Consider the following 22,462-nt stretch of genomic DNA (forward strand, 5'->3'; position numbering starts at 1 on the left):
CGGTGGTCTTGTTGAGGCTTATTTTCTTTTGTTTTTTGCGGGTATATATTTATTATAGTTAATTATTAAACTGGAACTAGGATGTCTTCAATGCGCCTAGATGATTATCAAATAATAAGATAATATTTCTCCTTAATAGGTTTAAATATGACTATACTGTATCAAAGTATGAGTTCATTACCTCGGGTGAAAACAATACGAGGAGTGAACTCAACTAACCCCGGAACAGGTTAGAGGTTTAAATAGGCGATACCCATGACACGCTCCCACGCCCCAGTGATTACGGTTAAAATCCCTATAGCATGGGATGAGATGACCAGCTCCAGTCGTCAGCGATTGGAGCAAATCACTGGAAGGGATTCGCGGATCATCCATGCGTTCTTTGGTATCATCGAAGAGAATGAAGGAGAGCTCCTTAGGGGTAAGGGCAAGAAGCGTATTGACGAAAACAAGCTTCATGCCATGACCATGACTGCCTTGCGGGTTGCTCATGGTGAGGAACAGAGACTGGAAGTTGAACATGACTTCAAGGAGCGGTTTCCCCGTATTTCTGCTAATGAGTTGTCCGAATGTCGGCGAATCGCTATTGCCAATTACGAGAGCTATTTGGCCCTGCGCGCCAAGAAGTGGAGGAAAGCCTCCCGACCTGCAGAGACCAACAGCGAAAAGCGGATACCTCGTATGATGTACATCCCTCGGAGAGCGAAACTCGTTGAGCATGACACAACGATTGCACGGCTGTGGCTGGATATCCGTGATTCCTTGGACTCAGTGCAAGAGGGCCGGAGGATTCATGATAGGCTCCGCATCCCCTTGAAGATCGCTCCCTTTCATCTTGAAGAACTGGCGAGAGGGAAGCCAAAGGCTGTACAGGTATTCGCCGACCGACATGGTAAGTGGTGGACTGGTATAATTGTTCGCCTTACTACTGTCGAAAAAAGAAAGGACGCTGAGCTACCGCCTGCTATCCTTGGGATTGACCTGGGTATCAATTGCGCGGCATGCACGACGCTGCTTACTCAGCACAAGGTATCCAAAACCCGTTATTTCAAGCAGAAAGAGAAACATCAGGTGTTTCTTCGATATGAGGAGCGAATAGCAGACCTTCAACATGACCTTGATACGAGAAGAAGCAATGGGAAGAACTGTGATGGGTTGATCCGTAAACTTAAGGAACTCAAGACAAAACGAGCCGATGCGGCTAAGACCTATGATCGGGCCCTGGTCAGCAATCTCCTGTCGTATATCGAAAAGCTAAGCCAACGGTATCAGCTCTATGTTGGTATCGGGAGGCTCAAGGGTATCCGGAATGCCGCCAGACGTGGAAATTACAAAGGCCCTACGTTCAGAGGCATGGTACACAGATGGAGCTTCTCGCGGATCACTGAGGGGCTCAAACACGGGCTCGAACAGCTCGGGTGGGAAGTGGAAGGCAAGGATAGCCGCTTCCATGCGGTACCCGAGAACTGGACCTCGATCATGTGCTGGAAGTGTGGCAACAAGGGAGTGCGCCCCAAGCAATCGTTGTTTGTATGCCACACGTGCGGCTTCCGCACCAATGCCGACCGCAATGGCTCCCTCAACATCGCACGTCGTTTACTTACACTCATTCCTTCACTTAAGGATGAGACCGGACTAGGGCGGTGGGCCACCCCCGAACGGGGGAACGGTTCAGCCCCGAAGGCTGCAAGGCGGACACGTTCCGCTAAGCAGAAGTCCTCACTCTCCAAACAAGGGACATCATCAGCCCCTGGAGAGTCCGCGGTTGTTCGCTTTGTCCAACTGGACCTGTCTGGTTTCGGCGACGAGACTGGGCGGAGCGATAATAACCCCGCCGTGGCAAAAGCTGTGGAAAACCTCGCTGCCCCCGGGCGTGATGTGCCTGGAACCGGGCAGGAGACAGAAGCCGAGACCGCAAGAGGGACTGTGTCCTGCTGATGGTGGTCAAAGTCCTTGCTTAGCCGGGGGTAGCGCCCTGGTGTAGTGGTGACACTGGGCAAGGAAAGGGTGGAACATAGGAGTTTCATCAGTTGGGTTCACTCACCCAACCGCGAAAACAGGTTATCCAGGAAGTCGCGTGTTCAAATCACGCTCGGTCCACCACTTTCCTTTTTTCGTCCATGTTTCAGTTCTCAAGGATTGCGTAGTTATGAGCTGTCAATAGGTCAGACTGTAACTTCTTTACAACTATTGAAAGGTGATTGAAATGAGTGAAGACATGAAGCTGATTTTCCGGAGTAACGTTACAGGCTCTGGGGTACCAGTTGTGCATTATCAGTGCGATTTTCTGGATAAAGGAGGTCATACGGACCCGACAAAAGGAGCGAAATGGATGCCCCAGGATACCACACCACTGTTGTTCTCCGCAGAGAAAGCCGCTGAGGAGCTTGGTTGCCAGCTAATGGTTGTCGATGTCAATGGGCTTGGATTCATGGAGAAACTGAAAGAGCGGCTGTCTGGAAACCCCATTCCACGGCTTGTGATTGGATCTCGTACAGTAACAGGATTTCCTACGAAGAAGGAAATCGTAAAGATATATCGAGAAGTCTGCAAGTAACGGTATCGCCCCCTCTCTTTGGAATGTCATCTCCGTTGGTAATCCAACATGTTGCTATTCGTTTCCTATGCCGAGTCACCTATAAGTGCGGGTTAGCCGGACAACCACGAGGGGGATATCAGTCCTCAGAGGTCACCACCAAAAAGGGCTCTTCTCCTCAGAGTCAGAAAGTATAATTGGAGTCTTTAGTTTGATAGAACAGTCACATGATTCTTTAGCCACAGGTGACAATACCATGAGTCCTGATACCAACAAGCCGAAAGCTGCCGTCTTCTGGGATGCTGAAAATGTTACTTCCGTACGAGACGAGCGCATAGCAGAAGGTTTCAAGAATTGGCTTGATGAGGTATACGACGCCGAAGTCAAATACGCATTTGCTGATTGGAACGGTCCGTATCAGGATGTGGGAAAGCGCCTGTATCGCATTGATTTTGATCTTATTCACGTTCCAGATGATTTGAAGGATAGTGCCGATTGTCAGATGGCCACCTATGTTGTGGACTGGCTCGTGCGCTCGCCTGAAACGGAATCGTTCATCTTGGTTTCATCAGATGCTGTGTTTGAGCCTCTGATGATTGCACTTCAGAAGCAAGGAAAGGACGTTGTTGTTGTCAGCAGTCCAATGATCACACGCCCCGAAACAGTGATTCGGTCAGATGAATACTTGGACATTGATTCGTTCCGTCCAGTTGCCTATGATTTAGAAGTAATCGGCGAGGAACACACAAAACAGCGTTCTCCCGAAGAACTACGAGCTATCGGCTTTAGGAGATTGCAGGAAACCATTGTCAGAATCAAAAAGCTGGGAAAGGCAACCTATCCCCGATATGTAGAAGCAGTAGTCAAGCATCTTAATCCAGAAATAGACATCACTCGATTGGGCTTCGACGACTGGGGACAGCTCATTTCACAGGCTCTCATTGAGGAGCTTGTTGTGAAAGAAGGAGAGAAACCATATGCAGAGCTGAAGCTTCGGAAGTCGGTTGCTAAGCTGACCGAGGATCAGACTGATACGCTAGATGCAACCTTCGAGAGATTTAGAGAGCTTGTAGAATCAATGGCCAGCCAAAGTGATTACATGGGCATGGAACGAGTTGTCCAAAAAGTCCGAAACGCTGGTATCGATTTCACAAAGCATGGCTACGATAAATTCGGTGATTTCGTGAGAGCAGCTGAAAGCCGCAATCTTGTACGCATAGAGCCTCAGGAAGGAAAACCTCCTGCAGTTAAACCAGTATATAGTGTGGAGCAAATGAAGAACTGGTACGAAAACAATGTCAAAGATTACTTTGGGTCGGGTGCGAAAGTTCCCCGTGATCGATATATCCAGCGAACTATCCAAATGCTCTACAAATATGATGTGAGTATCCATGAGATGGAGAAGTACTTGAAGGATAGCAACATTCAGCGTAAATATCAGCGCATCCTCAAAGCAAGTGGCCTGTCATTCATCCCACCGTATGAGCAGATAATAGTGAGCATACTATTTGGCAAGGGCTGGAGTTGTGAGGACGTTATTGATGTCGTCAACTCAGAATTGGAACCGCTAGGATACGCTGTTGAGTGTCCCTAGGAAACATTCATAACTCTCGTTTAGTTTCATAATTGTATTAGTTCGTTTTAGAACAGAAGATGTCAGGGCCCGCGGAGCGAATAAGAGAAAGTAGGTTCCAACGGAGGCATCAAGCTTCCGCGGAGGTATTCGCGTGGTTAGGAGGGGAGATATGATTCTGCTCCGCATTGGGCCCCGTATGACCTAACAGAGAAATTTGATATAAGACACACGTTGCCGGAAACGAAAGAATCTGATTTCCTAGTTCCACGTGACCAAGCAATAAGGCATATCATCTGAGAGAAGGGTTTTGACTCAAATCAATAACCCCATTCCTGACCCAATCTTTGTCTGTACCAACGCCTGCCTTTCTTAGTCAATGTATATTGATTCCCAGAATTCCTAATGAGCCCCCTGTCTTCCATAGTTTGGAGAGCACCAAACAGGCTATCTTCTGAAGCATTTGTGGCGTTCACTAGGCTGGAGAAGTCCATTGAGCCGTTGCGCTTGAGACGCTGAGCGATTTCGAACTTCCCTACCGATCTGGTTTCCTTACGGACGATGATATGACCGCAGTTGGTACAAAGAAGTTCACCCTTTCTTGAATCGTGAGCGACTTCTTTGCATCCGCAGATTGGGCAGGTTGCCTTGCTAAATCTTAGGCCTCGTTTATCTGCCATCTTTGGAACCAATTGTTTCACGTTTGGTTCCCTTGATAAAATTAGTGGATGCACACTATTTGCCGATATCTGTTTTTGTCAGCTTTCTGAAGAACGACTCATAGTCTATTTCGGAAGCCACTCTGTATCCTGGCCGAACCTTCTGATTTTCATCATCAAGCTGGGCGAAATCCAATTTTTCCAATTCACGCAAATCGGATTTTACACTGCGGAGCGACTTCTTCCTGAATTTCTTCACGCGTTGTATCGATACCCATCCCCCCTCTTGATAGGTAAGCGTCAGAACGACAAGAAGAGTGGCTGCCAGACGGTCGGGCAAATGTCCTTCAGTTATGGGAACTTCGATGTTCTCCTTTATGTCAATGTAGAAGACGTGATGGATTGGGTCGTGCTTAATCTGCAAACCAAGTTTCGTTAGTTGTCGTTCCAGCTGACCAAGCTTCTTGAATAGAATGCTTCTGCCAGTCTCGTCGGGAAGTCCCATGCCATCCAGCATGTCTTGTACACCAGCTCCTTTGGGAACACCTGGTTGCGTGAGAAGTCTCATCAGGACCGCGAACTCATTCACCGTTCTTCTATCTCCGTTTTTCTTACTTTCTCGCCATCGTACCCTAGAAGACCCCTTGATATCAAAAGAACTACGTAGAGAAATCTCCTGAGGAATTCATCCATGTTTGGGCTAGCAAGCAGCTCCTGTAAGCCAATTGGTTGATTTTCCGGGATTTTCTTCAGAAACTGGTTCAAATCTTCAATAGTTACTGAGTCTTCCATTTCCATTTTCTTGTCTTCTGGTTCTGTAATTGAAGGTACTTGCTCTTCCTGTAGCATGCTTTCCTTCCTTGCTGCCATCATGTCTTGGATTCGCGAGAATGATTCCTGCATACAATCCACATCAAGCTGCGAATAAGTCACTGGCTGTCTGTATGAAATCAGCTTCGCCAGTTTCATCGGTTTGAGTATTTTTATTCGGTTTACATAAACCTCAGGCGAAGCAAGAATCCTAGCAAGCTCCTGGATTCTGGTTGTTTTGTTTTCAAGTAATGTATTCAGGGTTTCATCAACATCGATTTTTCGGGCAACAGCTGCTTCTAACTCTCGGAGACTTCTATAGGGCTTCTCTAGATTGATGGCTAGCGGATCTTGTTCGCCTATCTCTACTTGACTGGCTAATTTCTGAACTGTTTTTTCGAGTTCGTCTATACCGGCCATGTCTAAGCCACCTTCGGCTCATGGGATTTTAGAAATTCTGGCCCCTCAATGATAACGGATGGTTCTGTCCCCTTTGGGGATACGACTCCAATTCTCTTGTCTGCATGTTTCAGAAGATAAGTAGTTTTGGCTGGTGTGAAGAGAATGAACTGGCTACGCCTAGATGAGTCATAAAGAAGTTCACTGATCATCTCAGTATTGGTGGCATCAAGAAAGGTATCCACCTCATCTAAGGCATACACTGGACCTGGATTAAGGTCTTGAAGTGCCAGTATAAGGGCAAGAGCAATCAGAGAACGCTCACCACCAGATCCCGCACTCAGGCTTCTGAACTCTCCCTCCCTGATTCGAGTCTGAAAGGATACTCCGTAGTCCTCTCCGTCTTCGAGTGAGAACCTTACCTGACCAGCGAAAGAAACCGTTGAGAGAATGCTGTGGATTTTGCTTTCAATCTGCCGAAGCACATCTTTCATGCCTTCCTCATATTGAGCCCGAATAGCAGAAACTGTTTCTTCGGCTTCCTTCAAGTCAGATTTCGTTTCATGTACGCGAGCCTCCAGTGCATCAAGTCGTTTTCGTAGCTTCGATTCAGTATGAGCTACCGCCTCGGATACATCCTCATAATCATCAAGCCGATGTCGAGTCTTCACAAGCTCCTCGGTCACAGTTTCATAATCTCTTAGCACATCTGGCTTGACTGATTCGGTAAGCTGTTTCTTGGCTTCTTTGAGCTCATCTCTCATGTTTTGTAGATGTCTCTTACTCTGCATCGTCTCTAGTTTGCTATCTCTGATTTGAAGATTGAGCTCTACAAGCCTCTCCCCAACCTCCTGTTGCTTATCTCTTGCTTCCTTAAGAGATGTCATGGTTGTTTTGTGTTTTTGCTCTAGTTCGCTTTTTCTTGCTCTCATCGCTTCTACTTTTTCTAGGAGCCCGGTTGTTTCCCTTTCAGACTCTGCAATTTCGTCTTTCAGCTGTTCTATACTCTCGGAATAGATGTTCCTATCATGATTCAGCTGCTCAAGTTCCTTTTGTAGCCCATCTGCTTTGTGTTGAGCTCGTTTCAATCTTGCATGGATGTCATTGATTTCCTTTCTTGTCCTTCTTCTCTTGCTTCTAAGAGCTGAACGCTGCGCCATCAGATTGCTCCGACCCGGAGGCTGGTTCAATTCAAGCTCCTTCAGTTCTCTCTCACTTTCTTTCAGGTCTGTTTGTATTTCGGCTTTTTCTTCTTCTACTGCCGCTATCCTTTCTTCGAGATCCTGGATATTCTCTCTCAGTTCATTCCGCTTTTCCCAGGTATTTCCCCACATGTGGACCTGCTCTATGAAGTCTACAATTTGGTCTCTTTGTTTCTTGAGTTCCTCGGACTCTTGTTCAAGCTGGACAAGCTTAGCATCCTTCTCTTGCAGTTCATCACGTAACAACTCTAATCGATCTTTCAACGGTGCCGTTGAAAGCAAACCTCTGTTCTCTTTTCGGGGGTAACTGATAACAGCATCAGTTTCAACATCGAAGAAACTGCCGTTCTGCGATACTGCTCCTACTTTCTGCTGAGATGCAACTTCTGATGCTGATTCCATATCACGGGTTACTGCGTAGCTACCGAATGCTCTACGGAATCTCCACAGCATATCATCAGATAGTCCAAGAAGTTCCCAGAGTTCTCCAAGTACCTGATCCGTACCATCAAATTCTATCTCAATAAGATCCTCTTGATTTTCAATATGTATGAGAGGAGCTGGTGCATTTGATTGCTCCCGGATTTTCTGTAGAAGCTGATAATCAGTTCGTTCTTCCACAATGAACGCAAATGGCATATCTCCATGAAGAACCGAATCGAGTATTGTTGAAAACTCCTCTTCTGGTCGCAGGATTTCTATTATCGGACCAAAAACCTTCTCCAAACCATGTTTCTCAACGGATTGCTTGAATCTCCTGATAGAAGCTGGTATCCTCGCCGAGAACTCTGCAAGCTGAGTTTCTATACCATCAATCTCTTTCCGGATTGTGGCTGATTTGCTTCTAGTTTCAAACTGTTTCTCCTTGAGCTGATTGATTCTTGCTTCGATTAATCTTCTTTCCTTCCGAAGCCCCTCTTCATCTGTTTTCTCAAGCTTCGCCCATACTTCTTTCCATTTCTTCTCAATGCTATCCAATTCTGCTTTCTCAACTTGTAGGCGTTCCATTAGACTCCTTGAGAGAACGTCCTTACCTTTGAGTTCAGTTTTTAGCGTTTTATACTCTCCATGTACTCTTGCTCTCTTAGCATTCCATTCCGCGTATGCTGCCAATTTCTCTTCGATTTTATCTTGTTCAGATTCGATTTCATCGAGAGACTGTCGAAGCTCTTCTTCTCTGCTTTCATAGCTTTCAATGACGAGATTCTGATTGTCGAGCTGTTGTTCTACTGTATGCGCACGACTATTGCTTTTCTTGATTCGCTCTCTTAGTTCCTGAATCTCCTCAAGATTACTTTGGTTCTCCCCGTGGACCGCCTCCAATCGGTCCTCCTCTTGGTCAATTCGTGCTTCTAGTCTGGCCATCTCCATTTTCATATCATCTGTTTGCTCAGTCAAAGTACTTACTTTCTCGTCCAGACCTTCCTTTGTCTCCTTCATAATCTCTGACTGTTTAATCACCTTGCTTAGAGATGCATTCTTCTCTTCAAGGTCTCCTTGAAGTGACGCTATTTCTTCTTCCAAATGTTCAATTTTTGCCCAATTCAGCTCTTCCTGCAGTCTTCTCTTCTTCTTGAGCAAAACCCTCTTCTTTTCAAGCCTGTCGAGGTCATAACTAAGAAGATGGAGCTCATTTCGCACGGTTTCCGATTCACTCACTGCGGTCTCAAGTTTCTCTTTTGTTACTGATAGCCTTGAAACCTCTGCTTCAATTTTCTGTCGGAGCCTATTGAGCCCCGTTCCCTCTTCTATGAGCTTACGAACCTCAACGGGATTCATGTTTCGTAGAGCATTGATACGCTCCTGTGGCATGAACACCAAATTGCTGTCCACATCAATATCGAAAGAATCCACGAGCATTCTGAGTTCTGAGGCTTTCACACGTTTCCCATCGATGTATGCTCTAGGAACTCTCCCCCTCGAAATTTTCCGAGTGAGAGTTCGTTTCTCTTTTCCAGAATCAACAGTGATTTCAACCTGCGCTGTTCTCGCACCATGACGAATGAAGTCACTCCACTTACTGTATCTTTTCTCTCTTTGATTGGAGCCCAGAGCAAATTTCATGGCATGGAATATGGAGGTCTTCCCTGCCCCATTCGGTCCTACAACGACATTGAGTCCTGGATCAAGTTCTACCTCTCCCTCATAGAAGCTGAGGAAGTTCTTGATAGATACCGAATGAATTCTCACCTCATCAGACAATGCTTCTCAATGACCTCCTATCTTCCTAACACTCTGCTTAATCGATCGCGTGTTTTCTTAGCCCTCAGAAGTCTGGTTAGTCTGTCCTCTGCTTCTCCTTGAAGCAGGAACGGATACTTGTTCAGAAATTGTTGTTCATCAGCTGAAAGTGGCATGCCTTTGTTCAGGTTTTCAATCACTTCTTGAGTCCGTACGTAATTATCTCCCACGGCCATCAAGTAGAGCTGATCCAGCAAGGAGTTGGGGTAAACTTCTTCTACATCCTCTAGCTGGGGCCTATACCCCCCCTCAATCTCTTTGAAGACAGCTTCTACCATCTGCGGTTGTCCCACTGGCAAAATTCTTGCTGCTTCGATTTTTCCCTCAAGCGTCACAGGGGCTTCTTGATTTTCTTCGCCTGGTTTTCTCAGAAGGAAGTATCCCACCAGATGCCGCAAATCCGAATAGCTCCAGCCTTCCGTAGCCTCAGCCACCGACTTAGGATCCAGATCTTCACGTTCGGCAAGCGTTGCTTCTAGGAATCTGATTCTATCTTCGGTTGTTGTTCTCTCAAATGTGTATGTTCTGTCAACAGAAGCTCTGATTTTCTTGTCAAGACGCCGTGGCATTGTTGTGCTACCAATGAATACAACTCTGTCTTGTGCCCAGTCAATTCGCGATAGCTGAGCGTTCAGGAGCGCGGCCTTATTTGTGGTATCTTCAGCAAAAATTTCCAGTTGCTCCAGAAAAATCAGACTGGGTTTGTTTCGAGCTGCAAATTCGAACAGCGTTCTCAGTACTAAGGGAATGTTAGCTTCCTTTGACAGAGCCTGAGAAAGCCTGAGGCTCACAATATTGGCCTCGATATTTAGAGCCACATTCTCAGCGAAACCTAGGAAATCCGTTCCTTCTCTTCCAATCAATAGTGCGGAGCCGGAAAACACCTTCACTCTGCGATTCAGGTCTTTTCCGATTCTTTGGTATTCTTTCAAACTGGTAATGAAGTCCTGAGATTCTTGAACTACGCTATACTGGCGAATCCTTTCGGAATCCACTTCTTCGTTTGGTAGGAAATCAATGACTTCGCCAATATCTTCTGTGCTCATAATACATACCCGGCGCTAACTCTTTTTGAACTCTCTCGCTGTATACTTAATACCTTTGTAAATGGGTTGTCTTTTCGCGCCTTCTTTGCAGAACATGGTCACGAACAGAGCTATAACCATAGTAGCCATAAGCACATCTCATACTATTGGTGAATAGTGTAATGGAGAACCATGTAATGGAGAGCACTTCAGCTGACCTGCAAGATAAAGCGTGGCAGGTTATCACAACACTCGAGAGCCGAGGTCTTTTTGTCCACTCTACCGATCTTGATTTGCGGTATCGGCCAGCTGGTGACTCTTCAGTTCGCCCAAAAAGCAGGAGACTGCCACTAGTTGTAGGTGCATGTGTCCTGAATGCGTTGGTTCCTCGATCTGCGATGTTATTGGTAGGCGGGCATGGCGGTGGAAAAACCACACTCATCAAACTTCTTGGCCGTATGATGACGGGGAAAAGCCTAGACGAAATCGATGATGGGGTTTTGAGGGGCCATCCACAACTGACGGAAGAGAAGATGGTTGCTACGCTTCGACCCGGTCCTCTAATGAAAGATGGCATCGAAGAAGTAGTATGGCGGAAGTTCGTAACTGGCTTTTGGAAAATTCTTGATGAAATCAATCGATTGACTCCACATGCACAAAATATCTTGCTTTCAATGCTGGCGGAAGGCGAGCTCAAATATTATGATGAAATTAAGAAGTGCGAAGAATTCTGTTTGTATGCAACTATGAATCCTGCTGATTCAGGCACGTTCGAACTTTCTCCTCCTTTTCTTGACCGATTCGGGATTGCAGTACCGATTACAATGCCCACAGTAGATGATTTGGAATTGATACTCTCCACTAGGGATGAGAAGCTCTTCGGATATGATGAGCTTTGGCAGGTTCCCGCAGTTTTGACTGAAGAGAATCTTTTGACCATTTGGAACCTAGTTGACAAAGTCCCCGTTACCGAAGACGCCTCCGAGTTCATGAGGTCTCTCGTGCGTGAATTCGGTGCTTGCATTAGAGTTGATAAGAGTCAATCTGAAGAACTAACGGTTCAGTCTGGTTTGTGTGATGGATGCCACTTCAACACTTCGAAGAGTATATGCAATAACGTAATCATTCCTTTGAGTGTTCGAGCGGCGAAAGACTTGAACAGATATTCGAAAGCGGCTGCTTGGTTGGTTGGAGCAGGTGAGGTTAGTGTTGAACTGGTCAAATCAATAGCTCCACTGGTGTTTTGGCATCGCACAGAATATGTGCGAGACAAAGTTCAAGGGTCCCCGTACTACGGAGACCGTTTTGCTTTTACGAAACATCTTGTAGAACTTGCTGCAAATAGATTCGCTCAACGCCAACCGGCCATAGAATTACTTCACGATTTCAAGGAGGGAAGAGCAAGCGATTCTGCGGTTCGCCAAATTAAGGATATGGCACGAAGCGATCTTCTGGTGAAGATTGATTATGTGGAACTTGCTTCTGAATTGAACAAGTCCCGATACAAGAAGATGGTCCGCCGCATTGATTCAGCGATTTCCTCTGAAGATGTGGAAGAGCTTAGCAAAGTGCATGACAAGCTTCAGTCAGATACTGACTTTCCGAATCGAAGTAAATTGGTTGGGAGAGTAAGTGACGCCCTCCACCGACTGACGCTTTCGCAATACACTCTCACGTTCGAACAATGGAAAAACCTCTGGACAACTGTTAGTATGAAATTCCCCAAACTGACTCCCTTGCTGAAAGAGACACTGAAGGCCCCTAAGCGCAAAGTTGCACGAACAGACAACATGACTATGATCGTTTACACAACTGGTTCTTCTCCGGATTCATCGGTTTTCTTTGAGATTTCTGGTGGGCAGTCCGCCGTTGAACTCAAGGCGGAAGTAGAGGATATTCTTGCTGATAATAGGTGAGATTCATATTGTTTGACCGGCTGAAGGATAGGAATCGTATACAGAATCCCAGACAGCTGGCCAAGGAGGCTTGGGCACATGCTATAGATGATTTTTATCACCCCCCGCTTCCAGAACCCGTCATCGAGGAGAAAAGGGATGCATCCAGTTATTTCTATATTGACCCAGCTAATTGGACCGTTCATGTCAATCTCAAAGGAGTACCACCTAGCCTAAAGGCTGAAGCAGTCATGTCTTTTCTAAGATCTATTTGCCATCATGAAATTCAGCATTATTTGTTGTGTCCATATGATGGTGTCACTAATGGCATGATGTTTGCCAAAGCTCGGAAGCATGTTGATGATGCCAATGCTATGTTTGCATGCAATTTGTTTGCAGATTTGGTTGTGGATTCCGAATTGATGAATCGTTTTCCTGCTATTACAAAGAATCGAATAATTGAGTCAATTAGACATTCTTCTACTGTACGACGCTCGAATTCTAACCTTTGGCAACTCATTGTTGGCTGCTATCATCGTCACTGGGGGTTAGAGTTTCCTAAAGGAGTCTCTCTGGATAAGAACACAGCATCAGCAGCGAAAGAAATAACCTCTATTGCGGAGAAATATATGAAAACCGAAAAGCACTGGCCAACGGCAGCTGGTGAAATCGCACGGATTCTGGCTGACTGGTCGGATGAATCGGACAAGGATCTGCTCGAATCTGGTGAAGACTCTTCGGCTCAGGAAAATGGCTCCTCTGGTTCTTCGGCTAGAAGGGTAAGTATCCCTTCTGATGTAGATGTGATGATGGGAAGTCCTATTGAAATCAGAAACCGAGATCGAATGAAAAAGTGCGTTGATGAAAATCAGTCTGAGAGTGAAGAGACCAAAATGGGTGGACTAGCCAAACGGGTGGTTGAGAGAGGTGGCGATCTTGACGATTTGGAGGCTGTATATTTTCTCGCTGGGAAAGACCTTTCCAAAAGCAACTGGATTCGCTTCTGGTACCGTGCAGCGGTACATGGAATGTTGAGGATTGACGTAAAATCCAAATCGAACCAAGGTACCGTTCCGCTCAATCCTTTTATATGGCGAATAGGAGATCCTGTTGAGGAGCTAGATATCGTTCAATCTCTGCAAGCCTTTCCCGTCCTTATTCCCAATATGTCTACTCGTAGATGGCTGAGAACTGAGGTTTCGGGCTCTGGAGCTCCTGCGTCATTGCCAAATCTGCTAGTTGTGCTAGATTCAAGCGGTTCTATGCACTGGTCCATAGACCGTGGTATGCCCAAGGGACCGTTCCATATTGCTCTTCTTTCTGCCTTTGCGGCCATCGATTTTGCTTTCAAGAAGTCCAAGAAGGTTGCGGCTATCAACTTCTCGGAATCAGTAAAATCCTCGAGCCTGACAAGGGAACGTGCAAGAATTGAGAACATTCTGACGTCTTATCAGGGTGGTTCTACTATCGCACCGGTAGAAGAGATTCGCAACATCTGCAGATCGTCAGAAGGCAATCTTCTGGTGATCATGATGACTGATGCTGAAATTGCAAATTGGGATGGATTACTGAAAACAATCAAACGAATTTGTTCCAATGGCCATAGATTCTTCCTGTTTCATATCCGTTCTTCGAGATATTCAAGCGACGATTTGGATGCGGAATTATCCGAGGCTGGCGCTCAGGTCATCCCGCTAGATTCTGCTGAAGATCTTTTCGGACTGGTTGTACGCGAAACCAAAAGAATCTACGCTTCATAAGAGAACCTCAATTCATCTTGGCGTTATCGTTTTCTGCCCGGATTCTATCAGAAGGTTGCTTCTCCCATTATATCCTATGTTCTATTCATCATGTTGAGGTAGCAAGGATTCTGACGGGCTATGATTGGTTCTTTGTACCTTCTTCCCTTAGCTGTTGGATTTCCAACCATTCTTCAATACTTTCTGCTGAGGTTCCAGCAAGACTGCTCAGCTTGCTCCTTATTCTGAGTAGCCTTCGGATAAGAGAGCTGAAGCTTTCATAATCCTCTCGTATCTCATTTAGCTGCTTGTAGACATCATCTGTTACAGGTATGTTCTTTGCCATATGCCCATTACTTAGCTGATTCCCCGTATAAGTCCAAGCATGCAGCTGATGTTTCCCTTGGAACGGTCATCGTGCAGTTTTTCTCAAAAGTCGAAACCCAAACTTTTATCTCTAATGTGAAGTGGCATCGCCATGTGTCTGTAGGACCATCGAATGTCCTTAGAGGCGATTTGTGATGCCATACGAGATCCAATTCAAAGAGATACTGAATCCAGTCACAAAAATGAATGTTATCAGAGCTCCCGATATCGCCAAGGTTTGCAAGCCTGGGCAGTTTGTCATCATTCGGGTGAATGAAACAGGTGAACGGATTCCGCTTACCATTGCCGATTTCGACCGCGAGAAAGGTGATATTACCATTGTGTATCAAGAAGTCGGTAAATCAACGAAGCTACTTGGAACACTCGAAGTGGGTGATGAGGTTCTCGACGTAGTAGGGCCGCTTGGGAAAGCAACCCCAGCTGATAAACACTACGGAACTGTTGTTGTGGTAGGTGGAGGTTGTGGAAGTGCTATTGCGTATCCTGTTGCCCGAGCCTTTGAACAGGCTGGCAACTACATGATTACTATCAATGGCGCACGAAGTATGGATCTTCTGCTTTATCGTAAGGAAATGTACGACCTCAGCGATGAATTTTATGAAACGACAGACGATGGAAGCTGTGGACGCCACGGCTTTGTCACTACTGTCCTGAGCGATCTTATCGAAAAGGGTAGGCAGATTGATCTTGTGTTCGCTGTCGGTCCAGTTCCTATGATGAAATTCGTAAGCAAAACCACTGAAGCACAGGAGATACCAACTATTGTCAGCCTTAACAGCATCATGGTAGATGGCACCGGTATGTGTGGAGCCTGTCGTGTTTCAGTAGGTGGCGAGATGAAGTTTGCATGCGTGGATGGTCCAGAATTCGATGGCCACAAAGTTGATTTTGACGAGCTTATGGGCCGCCTAAACGCATACTGGGAAGAAGAGGCTATAGCCGACTCACGCTTTGAACATCAATATGGATAATTCGAATCTTGTCCCACTTGCCCAACTCTTGGTTAGATGCCCAGTTTTTCACTGGGAAGACAATTCCTTCCGAATTGTGAACTAACGATTCGAATGCATCCCTTTTCCAAGCCCTTGAATTGCAGTTTTGCGAATGATACTGCTTCAATATCAGGCGAGCAGAAGAGCGGCAAGTAAAGGTAAGAGTATTATCATCAGTATTGCGCATGGACACATAGACGGAGTTTCATGTGGTGGTCCCTGGTATGGCTCCTCTTCTTGAGGTTCTTCTTCTTCTGGCTCTTCGAATATGGGAGCTATGCTATAGTGGCTATCAGTTTCCGCTCCGCCGCTTCCTGGTGGGTCTCCTTTCTCATCTTTCGGTGAAGCCGATATTGATTCATCTAAACTTGATTGTGGTCTTTCTTGTTTTGCACCTGGCTGGAAACGAGCTGCTTTCCTATCTACGTAGAGTCGTCCACACGATGGGCATTCATTTTCTCCAGCTGGAACTGTGGCCCCACAATTCCTGCACGTACGTGAGTCTGGGGACATTTTGCGACCTCCACAATATTGGCACATCTACAAATATAAGGATGGTGAGGAAGCAAGAACACCTTCGCCACGTCTCGAAGGATTAATAATTCAATTTTTCATAATTTAGGCAGGTTGTAGATATAGTGCAGCTAGTTGGTGCAATTATAGCGTATGCGATTGCCATCTTTTGGATTGTTACAATAATATACGTCGCATTCCGCTATTGTACTGGTTGGAATAAGAAAGAAGAATATACACACCCTCCAAAAAGGCCTACAGATGGTTCTGATGGCATTTCTGCAGCACATGGAGCTGAGGTTTCCTATATGCCCGCCCGTCGGGGCGGAAGCAAAGGTGGTCTTCCAGTAAGTGGGTTGGGAAAATCTGGAAGAGGCAGACTTGGAGCGAAACAGGCTAAGGAAGACGAGTAGTTCATTTTTCCTGAAGCACATTTATTGTAATGTAATGAGGACAACGATCATCAGGGTCGGTAGGCCTGCTTCTTGAAGTTGTAGACCCAGAATCATCATTATGTTGTTTCGTACTCTCCCTTCTTTCACACTGGATACAGACCGAAGATGCGATTCATTGAATGATTTGTGCAAGTGTTTGCATCAAATTTTTGGTTCTTTCCAACCCCCCGTTTCTTTCTCAAGATGCCGACCTATCCTTACAGCAAGTCTTTCTTCAGCGTGACCTGTGATGATTTGAAGACCAATTGGCAGGCCATCAGAAGAAATCCCGCCCCTAATGGTAACTGCCGGCAGCCCTACTAACGAGTATGGATGTGTGTAGCTAAGGAGTTCAAGTCCATTGAATGCATGTGTGTTTGGGTCTCCATGATTGAATGCTGGTTTTGCAGAGACCGGGCAGATAATCGCATCGTGCTTATCCATGAATTGCAGGATCTTGGTTCTATACGTATCCCATTTGATACTCCAAAAGAAGAATTCCAAACCAAGCATGGCTTGCTCACCCCTTGCTTTCTGGGATTTCCTCAGCCACTTGTCCGCCGAATCAAATATTTTTGTGGGATAGAGCTCAACGGGATTTTCCCAGTCATCTATTTTGGGTTCTGTCTCTTTATCGATATTCGCAGCAAATCTATTCAGCCCGCTTGATAGTTCCCTGAACTCCCGTGTACAGTCCGGATATCTATGAATGAGATCTATGTCTTTTTCTCCCAGCAGATTTGCCGCTTGGGATACCACCCGTCTCACCTCTGGATCTGCTTCAACAAAGCCATTATCAGCGTAATAGGCGATTCTAGACTTCTCAAAGTCAACTTCGTCCACCTTCTGATCCTTCATAGGAACACAGCGAGAATCCCAATTATCCGGTCCCATTATGATTGGAAGAACAAGCATTAAGTCCTTTGCGCTACGTGCCATTGGACCAATCTGCGTGGTATCTAAGAAGCCCAAGTAAGGTGGTATAGTTCCGGTGCGAGGGACTCGACCAAAGGTTGGTACCAGACTTGAGATTCCACAATATGAGGATGGCCATCGTATGCTTCCACCAGTATCAGAACCAATGCCTATGTAGGATCCACCTGCAGCAATCAGGGCAGCCTCGCCTCCACTACTGGAACCGACTGTTCTCTCCAAATCGTACGGATTATTCGTTCTTCCGTAGATTTTGTTTTGTGTCTCATATCCCGAGCAATATGCGGGACAGTTAGTCTTGCCAACAATAATGGCTCCAGCCTTCTTCAGCCTTTGAACAACCGTAGCATCAAAGGCCGGAACATACTCCTCTCTCCCCTTTATCCCCGCAGTCGTCGTCATGCCCTTTACTTCTATGTTGTCCTTTATTGTTATTGGCAGTCCGCAGAGTGGTCCAATCTTCTTTCCGTTCGATATCCGTTCATCTGCTTCTTGGGCTTGCAACAGAAGGTCTTCAGCATTGTACTGGACAAGAGCATTGATTCTAGGATTGATTTCTTCTATTCTGTGAAGGAGATTTGTCATGACCTCCTGTGCTGAAATCTCTTGGCTGTGAATCATGTTTAGAATGGAATGAGCGGGCAGGAAATACAATTTCGGCATATGATGGGTCTCTCCACTTGGTATGGGTTCTCCCTTTTCTGTGGCAGGATGCAGAATGACGGAATCGATTTGATTGTATTGGTACTAATGATGTAATCGAAACATTCCCGCTTCATTATCAGGCAAGTGGAATCAATGATGTTGACTTGGTTACACACGCCCAACAATGTGGTGAATGATAGCTTTTATATCTCCGCACACTAGGCCCGGCATAGTCCAATCTGAAACCAGCAAGGCGGTCAAAATGGGCAAGAGTAAGAAAAAGTCAAAGCAACCTACAGAGAAAGTACCGATGCCTGAACAAGATCCAAGCAGGAGACGTCGAAATTTCGATGAAGTTGCGCTTGGTTATACGAAAGAACAGGCTCTTGAAGAAGCCAAAAAATGTCTACAATGCAAAAACCCTCGATGCGTCAGTAACTGTCCTGTAGAAGTTCCTATAGACGAGTTCATAGCATTGATTCGGGAAGAAAAATTCATGGAGGCGGCTCAGAAGGTCAAATCAACAAACAGTCTCCCAGCCATTTGTGGAAGGGTATGTCCGCAAGAAAGTCAATGCGAATCTGGGTGCGTTTATGGCATTAAGAACGAACCCATTGCTATTGGTAGACTGGAGCGGTTTGTAGCTGATTATGCTCGCGAACAGGGGGAGGAAGTACCGGAGATAAAGGAAACGCGAGATGGCAAGGTAGCTGTCGTGGGTTCGGGACCTGCCAGTCTAACTTGTGCTGGAGATCTAGCCAAGCTGGGGTATGACGTTCAAATCCTTGAGGCATTGCATAAGCCTGGGGGCGTGCTAATGTATGGCATACCTGAGTTTAGGCTGCCCAAGGATGTTGTGAAATACGAGATTGAGCAACTGGAAAAGATGGGTGTTGACATACGCTGCAACTACGTTGTGGGTAAGATTAGAACTGTCAAGGAGCTCATGGAAGAAGATGGTTACGATGCTGTATTCCTTGGTACTGGGGCTGGCTCTCCTAATTTTCTAAAAATCCCTGGAATCAACCTGGTTGATGTGTTTTCAGCAAATGAATTCTTGACACGAGTCAACATGATGAAGGGCTACAAATTCCCTGAGTATGACACGCCAGTCCGAGTTGGAAATCGTGTTGCCGTTGTTGGGGGTGGAAACGTTGCTATGGATGCAGCACGAACCTCCTTGAGGTTGGGAGCAGCAGATGTCTATATCGTTTATCGACGATCACGAGAGCAGATGCCCGCTCGAGCTGAGGAAGTAGTACATGCGGAAGAAGAAGGCGTTCAGTTTAGGCTCTTGACAAATCCTGTTGAAATCATTGGTGATAACAGGAGCAGAGTTATCGGCATGAAATGTATCAAGATGAAGCTCGGCGAACCAGATGAATCTGGAAGAAAACGGCCAATCCCGATTGAGAAGTCTGAATTCATTTTCGATGTTGATACTGTCATTATTGCAATAGGCAATCGACCGAATCCGATTGTTGCCAATACCACTCCGGGCCTTGAAGTGACCAAGTGGGGTACTATTGTCATTGACGAAGAAACAAGGATGACTTCGGTTCCTGGTGTTTTTGCTGGTGGAGATATCGTTACAGGAGCTGCAACTGTAATCAGTGCTATGGGTGAGGGGCAAGCTGCAGCATGCGGCATCCACAATTACATCCAAAACGGGAAACAGGAACCCTCTGAAGAAGAGGAACCTGACGAATAACCACATCAGATTTGGATATCACGAAATCTGACCCGAGAATGTGTGGGCGCACTTCTCTCGGGTCTCTATTTTTTTCATCTCTGTACATTCGACATGTTGATTTTGTGCTTTTCATGACTAATGGAGCATTTGAAAGCCTTCATTAGGAATGCTTAATGTCCTAATCAACGGCAAGGTGAGACAACATGCAGAAAGAAGCCTTGACAACCGAGGAGATGCGCATCCTTGAACTCAATTGTGAATATCTGGGAATAGATCTTGGAACACTCATGCAGAATGCTGGAAGAGAGGTTGCACGTGAAATAGCTAAACGGATTGAGGTTCAAGGCCGCAAGATTCTGATTTTATCTGGAAGGGGTGGAAATGGGGGAGATGGTATGGTTGCTGCTCTTCATCTGCACGAAACTGGAGCACTTGTTGAAATATGTCTTCTCGGTTCTGAAGACCGAATTACAAGCAAGGATACCGAGGCTAATTGGAATATTGTAAAGAATTTGGATGGTATACACGTACAGGAACTGAAGACCGAATCCGCTGTTGCAAGCTGTTCCACAATGGACGAAGCGGATATCATCGTTGACGGGATGCTGGGGTTTGGTTTGGGCGGCAATGTTAGAGAACCTATCAAATCGGCAGTGAAGCGTGTCAATGCCTCTGACGCGGCAATTTTCTCAATTGACATTCCTACTGGTATTGATTCAGATACTGGAAAAGTGTGGGGTACAGCAGTAAAAGCTGGTACCACAATTACTATGCATGCACCGAAAGCTGGCCTGTTGAAGGCCAAGGAATATACTGGTGAGATTGTAATTGTCCCAATTGGTATGCCTCCTGAGGCAGCTCGGATATGTGGTCCCGGAGACCTTTCAGTGGTGGCTGGGAGAAGACCACCGCACTCTCACAAGGGCGACTATGGTCGGATTTTGGTTATTGGCGGCAGCGATGTGTTTTCTGGAGCGCCCGCACTATGTGGTTTGGGTGCACTGCGAACCGGGGCTGACTTGGTTGAGATTCTTGCTCCCAATCCTGTGGTACCTGCAATCAGATCCTACAGCCCAAGCATGATTGTACATGATTTGGGAACAGACGTCCTGTCAATTGAATCTACAGACAAAGCCACGAAACTTGCAGAGAAATGTGACGTAATAGCAATTGGCCCTGGTCTAGGGCTTCAGAAAGCTACGGCTTCAGCCGTTCGCAAGATACTTGAATCTATTACTGATATGGGGAAGAAGATTGTTGTTGATGCTGATGGCCTGAAAAGCATAGCTGGAGAGTTCACTTCTTTCAACGCACAAGATTCGGTGCTTACTCCGCACTGGGGTGAGCTGAGTGTTCTCCTTGAGAAAGAGCTCAACAATCCGAAAGATTTGGATAGCCGAATCAGCTATGCACTAGAAGCTGCCAGTCTGTACAACTCTGTAGTTCTCTTGAAAGGTCACATCGACGTAGTTGCGGAGCCAGGTGGACAATACAAGCTGAATAAGACTGGAACACCTGCTATGACGGTTGGCGGAACAGGAGATGTGCTCACAGGAATCACAGCTGCTTTTCTTGCAAGGCATGAGAATTCCTTTACATCTGCCTGCGCTTCTGCTTTTGTCTCTGGAGTAGCAGGCGAGAAGGCTTTCAATAACCTCGGATATCATATCCTTCCAACCGATTGCATAGAGCAAATACCAGCGGCTGTTCAGTCTTTTAGTCACTGATAACCGGCATAGATTCTAAGAATTCCTTCGCAAGTGCTTTGTTCTCTTCACTGACCGGTACCCACACAATTCCAACATCTGGCTGTCCGTAAAGCATTACGGATCCTACGGATGCTAGTACCGTTGCAGGAAAGCCCATAAGATCCTCTTCGCCTTCTATAAAGACGACTGATTTCCTATCATCATGGATGGCTGTATCTATTACAGACCAAGCTTCTGGATATAGCATTCCTGCAGGATTGTACGCATAGTAGTCCTTTTCCCCTGAAAATGATTTATCGAAGGGTCCACGTTTGGTCTTGCCATCAACAATAGATACGTCTGGCACGAACTCCTCTTCTAAAAGAGTTGCACTGGTTACGTCTCCAACTGCAATCACACATGCGGGCCCCTCTTTTTTGATTCGAGCTACTACTTCTTTTTCTGGCGTACAATCCGCAACATCATACACTGTTCCTTTTGGCGTTTTGAGGTCTTTGCGTGTTTCAAGATCTAGCTTCCTAGGTGGTTCTTGAGTTCCACGCAGGCGATGACCTTCGTGATCGATTTCACCTTTCCGTATTCTGGCCGACGAGAGCTTCTTGCCGTCGTCTGCTCTGACTGGTTTGAGGTACTCAATCTCATCCTTGATGCCTAGTTGGGTCTTCCTCAGATCGATTCCGCGTTTTTCCACGTCGGTGCAACAGGGTCCTATGTACATCATGAAAGTCGTTTTTCCTGGAATCTCAAGGAGCTCCTCATATCTGTGAATTTCTTTGACTTCTATTCTATCCGACAATTCTATTCTTTCGAGAAATTCGTTCAGCTTTTTTATCCGGTATGATGTTGGCTGAATAATCGGTGCGAGTTCAAGTTCATGTTCAATGAGTTCCCCTGTAGTAACCGCAGCCACAGGCTCGGGTTTCTGAGAGAGTCTTTCTAGAAGGATTTCGTGACCCAAATGGAGTCTATCAAAGAGATTAAGGGCCCATGTTCCAGACATTGGATTCTCACAGCATTTCAATTTCATCTCCAAGCTTTAAGTATATGTGTCTCTACCCGGTTTAGTAATCCGATGAT

18 protein-coding genes are annotated in these 22,462 nt (G+C 46.0%); 9 read left to right on the plus strand and 9 right to left on the minus strand.

The genetic code is table 11. The features are described 5' to 3' along the window. The first annotated feature begins 255 nt into the window (after positions 1 to 255). The 3 genes from GF309_09665 to GF309_09675 all read left to right on the plus strand — a co-directional run bounded on the left by GF309_09665 (position 256) and on the right by GF309_09675 (position 4,130). On the plus strand, positions 256 to 1,938 hold the full coding sequence (locus GF309_09665; GenBank protein ID MBD3159042.1) for a transposase: 1,683 nt from the start codon (positions 256 to 258) through the stop codon (positions 1,936 to 1,938). Between the two features lie 268 nt (positions 1,939 to 2,206). Further along, on the plus strand, positions 2,207 to 2,557 hold the full coding sequence (locus GF309_09670) for a hypothetical protein (protein MBD3159043.1): 351 nt from the start codon (positions 2,207 to 2,209) through the stop codon (positions 2,555 to 2,557). A gap of 235 nt (positions 2,558 to 2,792) precedes the next feature. After that, on the plus strand, positions 2,793 to 4,130 hold the full coding sequence (locus GF309_09675; GenBank protein ID MBD3159044.1) for an NYN domain-containing protein: 1,338 nt from the start codon (positions 2,793 to 2,795) through the stop codon (positions 4,128 to 4,130). Positions 4,131 to 4,429: 299 nt separating this feature from the next. On the opposite strand, the gene GF309_09680 is transcribed toward GF309_09675, so the two are convergent. From GF309_09680 to GF309_09700, 5 genes are read right to left on the minus strand one after another with little or no spacing between them, the layout of a single operon-like run. After that, complete coding sequence (locus GF309_09680; protein MBD3159045.1) at positions 4,430 to 4,789, minus strand: hypothetical protein; 360 nt, start codon at positions 4,787 to 4,789, stop codon at positions 4,430 to 4,432. Positions 4,790 to 4,844: 55 nt separating this feature from the next. Next, a complete protein-coding gene (locus GF309_09685; GenBank protein ID MBD3159046.1) occupies positions 4,845 to 5,357 on the minus strand; it encodes a hypothetical protein in 513 nt (170 codons plus the stop codon). Then, a complete protein-coding gene (locus GF309_09690; GenBank protein ID MBD3159047.1) occupies positions 5,354 to 5,998 on the minus strand; it encodes a hypothetical protein in 645 nt (214 codons plus the stop codon). Before GF309_09690 ends, GF309_09685 begins: the two co-directional genes overlap by 4 nt. A 2-nt stretch (positions 5,999 to 6,000) precedes the next feature. After that, positions 6,001 to 9,381, minus strand: coding sequence for an AAA family ATPase (locus tag GF309_09695; GenBank protein ID MBD3159048.1), 3,381 nt, complete (start codon positions 9,379 to 9,381; stop codon positions 6,001 to 6,003). A 17-nt stretch (positions 9,382 to 9,398) separates the two neighbouring features. Beyond that, the gene (locus GF309_09700; protein ID MBD3159049.1) at positions 9,399 to 10,466 is read right to left on the minus strand and encodes an AAA family ATPase; all 1,068 of its coding nucleotides are present in this window, start codon (positions 10,464 to 10,466) and stop codon (positions 9,399 to 9,401) included. 161 nt (positions 10,467 to 10,627) lie between these two features. On the opposite strand from GF309_09700, the gene GF309_09705 reads away from it, so the two are divergent. Together GF309_09705 and GF309_09710 are read left to right on the plus strand one after the other, a co-directional pair. Next, a complete protein-coding gene (locus tag GF309_09705; GenBank protein ID MBD3159050.1) occupies positions 10,628 to 12,361 on the plus strand; it encodes an AAA domain-containing protein in 1,734 nt (577 codons plus the stop codon). An 8-nt stretch (positions 12,362 to 12,369) separates the two neighbouring features. After that, entirely contained in the window at positions 12,370 to 14,100 is a 1,731-nt protein-coding gene (locus tag GF309_09710) for a hypothetical protein (GenBank protein MBD3159051.1), read from the plus strand. Positions 14,101 to 14,218: 118 nt separating this feature from the next. Here the strand turns inward: GF309_09710 and GF309_09715 are convergent, their stop codons facing one another. Continuing rightward, a complete protein-coding gene (locus tag GF309_09715) occupies positions 14,219 to 14,425 on the minus strand; it encodes a hypothetical protein (protein MBD3159052.1) in 207 nt (68 codons plus the stop codon). 175 nt (positions 14,426 to 14,600) lie between these two features. Here GF309_09715 and GF309_09720 point away from each other — a divergent pair, with 175 nt between their 5' ends. Then, complete coding sequence (locus GF309_09720) at positions 14,601 to 15,437, plus strand: sulfide/dihydroorotate dehydrogenase-like FAD/NAD-binding protein (protein ID MBD3159053.1); 837 nt, start codon at positions 14,601 to 14,603, stop codon at positions 15,435 to 15,437. Between the two features lie 150 nt (positions 15,438 to 15,587). Here the strand turns inward: GF309_09720 and GF309_09725 are convergent, their stop codons facing one another. After that, positions 15,588 to 15,971, minus strand: a complete 384-nt coding sequence (locus tag GF309_09725; protein ID MBD3159054.1) for a hypothetical protein — start codon at positions 15,969 to 15,971, stop codon at positions 15,588 to 15,590. A gap of 125 nt (positions 15,972 to 16,096) precedes the next feature. Between GF309_09725 and GF309_09730 the strand changes: the two genes are divergently transcribed. After that, positions 16,097 to 16,384, plus strand: coding sequence for a hypothetical protein (locus GF309_09730; GenBank protein ID MBD3159055.1), 288 nt, complete (start codon positions 16,097 to 16,099; stop codon positions 16,382 to 16,384). Between the two features lie 183 nt (positions 16,385 to 16,567). Here the strand turns inward: GF309_09730 and GF309_09735 are convergent, their stop codons facing one another. Then, entirely contained in the window at positions 16,568 to 18,001 is a 1,434-nt protein-coding gene (locus tag GF309_09735) for a hypothetical protein (GenBank protein ID MBD3159056.1), read from the minus strand. A gap of 244 nt (positions 18,002 to 18,245) precedes the next feature. On the opposite strand from GF309_09735, the gene gltA reads away from it, so the two are divergent. Next, a complete protein-coding gene (gltA, locus tag GF309_09740; protein MBD3159057.1) occupies positions 18,246 to 19,694 on the plus strand; it encodes an NADPH-dependent glutamate synthase in 1,449 nt (482 codons plus the stop codon). Between the two features lie 185 nt (positions 19,695 to 19,879). Beyond that, a complete protein-coding gene (locus GF309_09745; GenBank protein ID MBD3159058.1) occupies positions 19,880 to 21,403 on the plus strand; it encodes an NAD(P)H-hydrate dehydratase in 1,524 nt (507 codons plus the stop codon). On the opposite strand, the gene GF309_09750 is transcribed toward GF309_09745, so the two are convergent. Beyond that, complete coding sequence (locus tag GF309_09750; protein MBD3159059.1) at positions 21,393 to 22,412, minus strand: DUF359 domain-containing protein; 1,020 nt, start codon at positions 22,410 to 22,412, stop codon at positions 21,393 to 21,395. The genes GF309_09745 and GF309_09750 overlap by 11 nt on opposite strands. Between the last annotated feature and the right edge of the window lie 50 nt (positions 22,413 to 22,462).

Source organism: Candidatus Lokiarchaeota archaeon (genome assembly GCA_014730275.1).
Classification (GTDB): domain Archaea; phylum Asgardarchaeota; class Thorarchaeia; order Thorarchaeales; family Thorarchaeaceae; genus WJIL01.

What these genes read in the sequence shown, in the direction of transcription:
- GF309_09665 (MBD3159042.1), top strand. Translation starts at nt 256, where the DNA reads ATGACACGCTCCCACGCCCCAGTGATTACGGTTAAAATCCCTATAGCA.
- GF309_09670 (MBD3159043.1), top strand. Translation starts at nt 2,207, where the DNA reads ATGAGTGAAGACATGAAGCTGATTTTCCGGAGTAACGTTACAGGCTCT.
- GF309_09675 (MBD3159044.1), top strand. Translation starts at nt 2,793, where the DNA reads ATGAGTCCTGATACCAACAAGCCGAAAGCTGCCGTCTTCTGGGATGCT.
- GF309_09680 (MBD3159045.1), bottom strand. Translation starts at nt 4,789, where the DNA reads ATGGCAGATAAACGAGGCCTAAGATTTAGCAAGGCAACCTGCCCAATC.
- GF309_09690 (MBD3159047.1), bottom strand. Translation starts at nt 5,998, where the DNA reads ATGGCCGGTATAGACGAACTCGAAAAAACAGTTCAGAAATTAGCCAGT.
- GF309_09700 (MBD3159049.1), bottom strand. Translation starts at nt 10,466, where the DNA reads ATGAGCACAGAAGATATTGGCGAAGTCATTGATTTCCTACCAAACGAA.
- GF309_09705 (MBD3159050.1), top strand. Translation starts at nt 10,628, where the DNA reads ATGGAGAACCATGTAATGGAGAGCACTTCAGCTGACCTGCAAGATAAA.
- GF309_09715 (MBD3159052.1), bottom strand. Translation starts at nt 14,425, where the DNA reads ATGGCAAAGAACATACCTGTAACAGATGATGTCTACAAGCAGCTAAAT.
- GF309_09720 (MBD3159053.1), top strand. Translation starts at nt 14,601, where the DNA reads ATGCCATACGAGATCCAATTCAAAGAGATACTGAATCCAGTCACAAAA.
- GF309_09725 (MBD3159054.1), bottom strand. Translation starts at nt 15,971, where the DNA reads ATGTCCCCAGACTCACGTACGTGCAGGAATTGTGGGGCCACAGTTCCA.
- GF309_09735 (MBD3159056.1), bottom strand. Translation starts at nt 18,001, where the DNA reads ATGCCGAAATTGTATTTCCTGCCCGCTCATTCCATTCTAAACATGATT.
- gltA (MBD3159057.1), top strand. Translation starts at nt 18,246, where the DNA reads ATGGGCAAGAGTAAGAAAAAGTCAAAGCAACCTACAGAGAAAGTACCG.
- GF309_09745 (MBD3159058.1), top strand. Translation starts at nt 19,880, where the DNA reads ATGCAGAAAGAAGCCTTGACAACCGAGGAGATGCGCATCCTTGAACTC.
- GF309_09750 (MBD3159059.1), bottom strand. Translation starts at nt 22,412, where the DNA reads ATGAAATTGAAATGCTGTGAGAATCCAATGTCTGGAACATGGGCCCTT.